The organism is Sedimentitalea xiamensis (genome assembly GCF_030164465.1).
Classification (GTDB): Bacteria; Pseudomonadota; Alphaproteobacteria; order Rhodobacterales; family Rhodobacteraceae; genus Sedimentitalea; species Sedimentitalea xiamensis.
This window is the reverse complement of sequence record NZ_JASNJE010000065.1, coordinates 1-6,377: the sequence shown is the minus strand read 5'-3', so window position 1 is coordinate 6,377 and position 6,377 is coordinate 1. Positions and strand designations below refer to the sequence as shown.

Below are 6,377 nucleotides of genomic sequence, written 5' to 3'. Positions count from 1 at the left end.
CCGCCAGATCGCCGACTGGATCATCGAGGTGGTGGACGGGCTGGCCGCGAACGGCGAGGACGGCAACGGCGCAGTCGAGGCCAAGGTCAAGGCCGAGGTCGAGGCCCTGTGCCAACGCTTCCCCATCTATCCGGGAGTGTGAGACCGGCAAAGCTCTTTCTTCTGTCCCCGCGGAACCGCGGGGGCGGATGCGCGGATCATCGCGTTTCTCAGAGGAAACCGCGCCAGACCAGCACGATCAGCAGCAGAACAAACATCGCGATCAGGTTGAACGACAGCCCGCCCAGCATGCCAAGCCACCAGCCCTTGCGGCGGTCCGCCGCATCGATCGCATCCAGATGCGCCTGAACGTCCCGCGCCGCCCGTTTCAGCGCATCGCCATCAAGGGTCCGCCACAGCCTGGGATGACCCAGAAACGGCTCTGCATCCGCCAGGGATTTCAGCGCGGCATAGGTGCTGCCCGGCAGCAGCCGGCGCGCCTTTTCCAGCGCCTGATGCGCGGTTTTCGCCCGGATGCCAAGCTTGGCGCGCAACAACGCGAGACTCTGGGCAATGTCTGCCTGAATGGTTTCCTGTTCGGTCAAGGCGGCCTCCTGTGCGGCAAGACTTAGCGCCGGTTGCGCGATGGCTCAATGGGGTCTGGCAGGCGGTGTCACCAGCGGTTATCTAGGGGCATGTTGAATCGGATCGTCCACGGAACCCCGACGGATCTGCCGCCGCTGCTGATCGTGCACGGGCTATACGGCTCCGCCCGCAACTGGGGCGTCATCGCGAAACGCCTGTCGGACGACCGGCAGGTTCTTGCGGTCGACATGCGCAACCATGGGCAAAGCCCGTGGCAGCCGACGCACAGCTACCCGGATCTGGCCGATGACCTGGCCGAACTGATCGCCTCCATCGGCGGCCCGGTCGACATGGTCGGGCATTCCATGGGCGGAAAGGCCGCCATGATGCTGGCATTGCGTCATCCCGACGCGCTGCGCCGTCTGGTCGTCGCCGACATCGCGCCGGTGAAATACACCCATTCGCAGCTGCCCTTCATCGAAACGATGCGCGCCGTCGATCTTGGAAAGGTCACGCGTCGTTCCGATGCCGCCGAACAGCTGGCGGCACTCGGGGTCGAACCGGCGCTGCAAAGCTTTTTCACCCAATCGCTCGACATCGCCGCAAAGGAATGGCGGCTGAACCTGGACGTCCTGGCGCAGGCAATGCCGGAGATCATGGATTTCCCACAGGTTCAATCCCGGTGGGAAGGTCCGGTCCTGTTTCTGACCGGTGGCGATTCCGACTACGTTCAGGCTGACCACCGCCCCGCCATCCGCGCCCTGTTTCCGCGCGCCAGGTTTGCGAAGATCCCCGGCGCCGGGCATTGGCTGCACGCGGACAAACCGCGCGAGTTCGAAGCGTCCGTGCGGGCCTTCCTTACCGCCTGACCGGCTCGCCATAGAGCTTGCGGGCCACAAGCCAGGAAACCGGCAAGGCCGACACGGACCCGACAGCGACCGAGATCAGAATCGGGACGACGGCAACCTGACCGATCACCAGCGCGAATACGATCGCGGCCCCGGCCAACGACGTCGCGACGATGGGATAGAGTATCCTGGCCAATCGGAACATCCGGCCTCTCCTTGCTGCCGACGTTGCATCTCTTCGCATAGGGATTTGCGAATGCGTTCACATTGATCCGGATCAACCAGACAAGTCCGATTTTCCGGTAGGATCGGAACATTGCATGGTGATCACGAGAGGAGTGGGTTCCATGATTTCCCTGGAAGACATCGAAGACATGACCTGCCTGAGCCGCGACCAGATCAGGGTGCTGGCGGATCATGAACACCTTGGCAAGGTAAGCGCCGCCCTTCTCGGCGACTACCTCATGCACCGGCCGAAAGGACCGCAGGCCGTACAGAGGATGATCTGCGACGACATCCTCGCCGCACTGCACAGCAGTGACGTGGAGCGCGCCCGCGCCCTGTTCGGCACCCTGCGCCAGTTCGTTGCGGAGCATCCCGAAAGCGTGCGCGGCGCCGCCGACTGACCGGGTTGCGCAGGGCTACATGCCGGGATCGACAGGTTCGATGACGGCGCCGCCGGATGCCTGCCAGTCTTGCAGGCCGCCGACGTTGAAGACTTTCTGATAGCCCATATCTTTCAACAGCTTGCCCGCAAGCGCGGCGCGCCCGCCCGATGCGCAGTGCAGCACGATCTCGCGGTCGAAACGCAGTTGAGGATCGTGAAACTGCGACGCGGGGTCCGCACGGAACTCCAGCATGCCACGCGGGATATGATGCGAGCCCGCCGCGCGCCCTGCCCGTTCGAGTTCGGGCGCATCCCGCACGTCCAGCAGCAAGGCGCCCTCGGCGACCATGCCCTGCGCCCGCGCCCCGTCGATCCTTTCCACCGCCGCGTTGGCGGCTTCCATCATGTCTTTCACTGTGATCGGCATATGTGCTCCTGTTTTTTGCATTGGCCGGGGGGTCGGTCTGTCAGCGCCGCGGGCCCGGACGTGTGCCCCGGCAGCTCCGAATCGGCCTGCCCCGCGGCGTTAACAGATCCTTCATCATCCAAGAGATACGGTTGAGTTCAACTTCAGTTTCATCGGGACGGTATTACAAGGCATGGCCGCATATCTGATCCTCTCGCTCTTGACCGGAGTTCTGTCATCCATCATTGCGGCGATCCTCGGCGCCGGGGGATGGAGCATCGCGATCTGCTATGTCGCAGGCAGCTGGATCGGATTTCTCGCGCCGCTGCTCTGCGTTCTGCTTCAGCGTGGCGACCGCCGGGACGACTACCTGGATGCCCGGTCCGGCCTGCTGGCGAAACGGGCGGCCTCGGACGCGTGAGGACACGCATCCGATACCATGCCGGCGGTCATGGCCGTACGTAGGCGTATCCGTTTTCCTGCAACTCGATCAGGCGCACCACGCCGGACGGCACGATGCGGACCTCCTCCATCAGGGTGATCTCCTGCCCGGCTTTCTCGGACATGGCGCGGTGAGTGTTTCCGCAGGCGGCGAAGCTGATGTTCTCGATATCCATGCTCATGGTGTTGATCCGATCCTCGACCGGACTTTTGCCGGGGATCAGCATGTTCAGGCCGGGGCCGTAGGCGACGAGTTCGATCACCACGCTATCCCCTTGGGTTTCATAGTAATTCGAGATGTTTTGCGCATTGTTCAACGCCATGTTCATGACCTGCGGGTCATTCTGATTGACGTGGATCGCGACGTGATGGGTTGCACCTTCGGCCCAGGCGGACGAAGCGATGGACAGGGCGATGGCAGCCGATGCGAGCGTGTGTTTCAAGGTAATCCTCCCGTTGTTCGCCGGTTCAGGATAGCGGTGCGAATCCCGCGCGTATAGTAGATTATGAATATGTGAAACCGGCCCGCGGCGCGATGGCATCGCACCCTTGCCAAGGGCGGGAAAACAGGGTTCTCATCCAAGCCGACACAAGGCACGGAGACCAATATGACCAGAACTTTCCTCCTCGGGCTTGCCCTGCTGGCGCTGACCGCCTGCGAAACCGCCAAGGGCGCCGGACGGGACATCCAGAAGGCCGGGGACGCGATCACCGACACGGCGAACGAGGTTCAGAAGAAGCTGTAGACGCCCGCCGCTGTCCGGGCGAAAGGCGCCGCAGCGCCGTTTCCCCCGTTCCGTGCCAGACTGCAAGGCCCGATCGTCGGCTTGGGCAAAGGGATCGCACGATAACCGCAGGTCCGCTTGCGGTTCCGGTGTCGGAACGCGCCTGTCCCGTGCCCGTGAAGGCGGTCCATGGCGGATCCAAGCGAATAGGCCAAACAATACGAATAAACGTCCCGCGTGGGCCGGTTCGTCAATTAGCGGTGTGGTTTTGCCTTTCAGGGAATGAGAAAACGTCCAAAACCACCGCGTCACGCCGCCGGCGTGCCTTCGCCATGACGGGGGCGGTTCGGGCGTTGACCAATCGGAGATTGAGCAGCGCGAATAAAGATCGAACAATCGAGTCCTGACAACTAGCTGTCCATTTTCAGAGCGCTGATAAAGGCTTCCTGCGGGATGTCCACCTTGCCGAACTGGCGCATCCGCTTCTTGCCCTTCTTCTGCTTCTCCAGGAGCTTCTTCTTGCGGGTCGCATCGCCGCCGTAGCATTTGGCGGTCACGTCCTTGCGCATCGCGCTCAGGGTCTCGCGGGCGATGACCTTGCCGCCGATCGCGGCCTGGATCGGGATCTTGAACATGTGGCGCGGGATGAGGTCCTTGAGCTTCTCGACCATGGCGCGGCCCCGCGCCTCGGCGCGGTCGCGATGCACCATCATCGACAGGGCATCGACCGGTTCTTCGTTCACCAGCACCGACATCTTCACCAGGTTGTCCTGGCGGTATTCCGTAAGCTGATAATCGAAGGACGCATAGCCCTTGGTCACAGATTTCAGCCGGTCGTAGAAGTCGAACACCACCTCGTTCAGCGGCAGGTCATAGACCACCATGGCGCGGGAGCCTGCATAGGTCAGGTCCATCTGGATGCCGCGCCGGTCCTGGCAGAGCTTCAGCACATCGCCCAGGTAGTCGTCGGGCACCAGGATCGTGGCCTTGATCCGCGGCTCCTCGATATGGTCCACATGGGTCAGGTCGGGCATGTCGGCGGGGTTATGCAGTTCCGTCATCGTGCCGTCGCGCATGTAGACGTGATAGACGACGCTCGGCGCGGTGGTGATCAGGTCGATATCGTATTCGCGCTCGATCCGGTCGCGCACCACCTCCAGATGCAAGAGGCCGAGGAACCCGCAGCGGAAGCCGAAACCCAGCGCCGCCGAGGTTTCCATCTCGTAGGAAAAGCTGGCGTCGTTGAGCGCGAGCTTCTCGATGGCGTCGCGCAGGTCCTCGAATTCGGCGGAATCGACCGGGAAGAGACCGCAGAAGACCACCGGCTGGGACGGTTTGAAGCCCGGAAGCGCCTTGGCGCAGCCGTTCTTCTCATGGGTGATCGTGTCGCCGACGCGGGTGTCCCGCACCTGCTTGATACTGGCGGTGAGAAAGCCGATCTCGCCGGGGCCGAGTGCATCCACGGTGGTCATGGCGGGGCGGAAAACGCCGATGCGGTCCACATGGTGGATCGATCCGTTCTGCATCATCCGCACCCGGTCGCCCTTTTTCAGCACGCCGTCCATGATCCGCACCAGAACGATGACGCCGAGATAGCTGTCATACCAGCTGTCCACCAGCATCGCCTTCAGGGGCGCGTCGCGCTCGCCCTTCGGCGCGGGCAGGTGGTGGACGATGGCCTCCAGCGTCTCGTGGATGCCGACGCCGGTCTTGGCCGACACCCGGATCGCGCCCGACGCGTCGATGCCGATCACGTCCTCGATCTGTTCGGCGACGCGGTCGCAGTCGGTGGCCGGCAGGTCGATCTTGTTCAGGACCGGCACGATCTCGTGGTTGGCGTCGATGGCCTGGTAGACATTGGCGAGCGTCTGCGCCTCGACCCCTTGGGTGGAATCCACCACCAGCAGCGAGCCTTCGACCGCGCGCATGGAACGGGAGACTTCATAGGCAAAGTCCACGTGACCGGGCGTGTCGATCAGGTTCAGCACGTAATCCTCGCCGTTGTCGGCGGTATAGTTGATGCGGACGGTCTGCGCCTTGATGGTGATGCCGCGTTCGCGCTCGATATCCATGCTGTCGAGCATCTGCTCCTTCATCTCGCGCAGGGACACGGTGTTCGTCTCCTGGATCAGGCGGTCGGCGAGCGTGGATTTCCCGTGGTCGATATGGGCGACGATGGAGAAATTGCGGATATGTGAGAGCGGTGTCATGGTGCAGGATATGAGGCGGATTTGAGGGGCGGTCAAGCACACACTACCGCGTTGTTCCCGACGCCGCGCGCTCTCGGCGGTCGGTCGTGGCCGCCTTCGCCGATGGCTGATCGGAACCCCTGGAGCCGTTATGCATCAGGACGAAACGGCAAGCCCGCGCTCTTTGCCCTCGGGGCCAGCGATGGACGCTGCGTGACGCAATTTTCTGTCGGCCCAGTTTGTCCACCAATCCGACGCTTTCGCGCGCAGCGACAAACAACTGGAGATTGATTTTTCCCTATTTTGCCTTACATTGAAATATTATTTCCAGTTTTTTGGGAAGTTCGCATGATTATTGCGGTGCGAAATCATTTGATGCTGCCAAAGGATCTCCACAGATCCGAAACCTGCGACTGGTACCGGCTCTGTTGCACAAATCGGTTGATGGCCGAGGTTCCCCTTTCCCCAGACGGACTTATCCCACTGCTTCCGTGACGGGTATGCCGAGCGCTGTGTAGCCGTTGAGCACGGCGATACGGACCTGGAGTTCCGCGACTTGGCGGTCGAAGTTCCGTGCCATGAGGCGTTGCCCCAGCA

General features: G+C 62.4%; 9 protein-coding genes and 2 pseudogenes. 5 read left to right on the top strand and 6 right to left on the bottom strand.

Annotated features, from left to right (window positions below; genetic code table 11):
- A pseudogene (gene glyA / locus QO034_RS22940) lies at nucleotides 1-142 on the top strand (serine hydroxymethyltransferase); the annotation flags it as partial.
- 67 nt (nucleotides 143-209) lie between these two features.
- Here glyA and QO034_RS22935 read toward each other — a convergent pair.
- A complete protein-coding gene (locus QO034_RS22935) occupies nucleotides 210-584 on the bottom strand; it encodes a hypothetical protein (protein ID WP_284487826.1) in 375 nt (124 codons plus the stop codon).
- A 90-nt stretch (nucleotides 585-674) separates the two neighbouring features.
- Between QO034_RS22935 and QO034_RS22930 the strand changes: the two genes are divergently transcribed.
- Nucleotides 675-1,433, top strand: a complete 759-nt coding sequence (locus QO034_RS22930; RefSeq protein ID WP_284487825.1) for an alpha/beta fold hydrolase — start codon at nucleotides 675-677, stop codon at nucleotides 1,431-1,433.
- On the opposite strand, the gene QO034_RS22925 is transcribed toward QO034_RS22930, so the two are convergent.
- A complete protein-coding gene (locus QO034_RS22925) occupies nucleotides 1,423-1,617 on the bottom strand; it encodes a CTP synthetase (protein WP_284487824.1) in 195 nt (64 codons plus the stop codon). The genes QO034_RS22930 and QO034_RS22925 overlap by 11 nt on opposite strands.
- A 142-nt stretch (nucleotides 1,618-1,759) precedes the next feature.
- On the opposite strand from QO034_RS22925, the gene QO034_RS22920 reads away from it, so the two are divergent.
- On the top strand, nucleotides 1,760-2,038 hold the full coding sequence (locus QO034_RS22920; RefSeq protein WP_284487823.1) for a hypothetical protein: 279 nt from the start codon (nucleotides 1,760-1,762) through the stop codon (nucleotides 2,036-2,038).
- A gap of 15 nt (nucleotides 2,039-2,053) precedes the next feature.
- Here the strand turns inward: QO034_RS22920 and QO034_RS22915 are convergent, their stop codons facing one another.
- Nucleotides 2,054-2,446, bottom strand: a complete 393-nt coding sequence (locus tag QO034_RS22915) for a rhodanese-like domain-containing protein (protein WP_284487822.1) — start codon at nucleotides 2,444-2,446, stop codon at nucleotides 2,054-2,056.
- Between the two features lie 172 nt (nucleotides 2,447-2,618).
- Here QO034_RS22915 and QO034_RS22910 point away from each other — a divergent pair, with 172 nt between their 5' ends.
- Nucleotides 2,619-2,846: a hypothetical protein gene (locus tag QO034_RS22910; protein ID WP_284487821.1), complete on the top strand. Its 228-nt coding sequence runs from the start codon at nucleotides 2,619-2,621 to the stop codon at nucleotides 2,844-2,846.
- A 28-nt stretch (nucleotides 2,847-2,874) separates the two neighbouring features.
- Here QO034_RS22910 and QO034_RS22905 read toward each other — a convergent pair whose 3' ends face one another.
- Complete coding sequence (locus tag QO034_RS22905) at nucleotides 2,875-3,309, bottom strand: DsrE family protein (protein ID WP_321170036.1); 435 nt, start codon at nucleotides 3,307-3,309, stop codon at nucleotides 2,875-2,877.
- Between the two features lie 165 nt (nucleotides 3,310-3,474).
- Between QO034_RS22905 and QO034_RS22900 the strand changes: the two genes are divergently transcribed.
- The gene (locus QO034_RS22900; protein WP_284487820.1) at nucleotides 3,475-3,612 is read left to right on the top strand and encodes an entericidin A/B family lipoprotein; all 138 of its coding nucleotides are present in this window, start codon (nucleotides 3,475-3,477) and stop codon (nucleotides 3,610-3,612) included.
- 389 nt (nucleotides 3,613-4,001) lie between these two features.
- Here QO034_RS22900 and lepA read toward each other — a convergent pair whose 3' ends face one another.
- Nucleotides 4,002-5,801: a translation elongation factor 4 gene (gene lepA, locus QO034_RS22895; protein ID WP_284487819.1), complete on the bottom strand. Its 1,800-nt coding sequence runs from the start codon at nucleotides 5,799-5,801 to the stop codon at nucleotides 4,002-4,004.
- Between the two features lie 454 nt (nucleotides 5,802-6,255).
- Nucleotides 6,256-6,377, bottom strand: a pseudogene (locus QO034_RS22890) (IS5/IS1182 family transposase); the annotation flags it as partial.

Excerpts from the sequence above, each read along its gene's own strand:
- QO034_RS22930 (WP_284487825.1), top strand. The coding sequence starts at position 675 with ATGTTGAATCGGATCGTCCACGGAACCCCGACGGATCTGCCGCCGCTG.
- QO034_RS22925 (WP_284487824.1), bottom strand. The coding sequence starts at position 1,617 with ATGTTCCGATTGGCCAGGATACTCTATCCCATCGTCGCGACGTCGTTG.
- QO034_RS22920 (WP_284487823.1), top strand. The coding sequence starts at position 1,760 with ATGATTTCCCTGGAAGACATCGAAGACATGACCTGCCTGAGCCGCGAC.
- QO034_RS22915 (WP_284487822.1), bottom strand. The coding sequence starts at position 2,446 with ATGCCGATCACAGTGAAAGACATGATGGAAGCCGCCAACGCGGCGGTG.
- QO034_RS22910 (WP_284487821.1), top strand. The coding sequence starts at position 2,619 with ATGGCCGCATATCTGATCCTCTCGCTCTTGACCGGAGTTCTGTCATCC.
- QO034_RS22900 (WP_284487820.1), top strand. The coding sequence starts at position 3,475 with ATGACCAGAACTTTCCTCCTCGGGCTTGCCCTGCTGGCGCTGACCGCC.
- lepA (WP_284487819.1), bottom strand. The coding sequence starts at position 5,801 with ATGACACCGCTCTCACATATCCGCAATTTCTCCATCGTCGCCCATATC.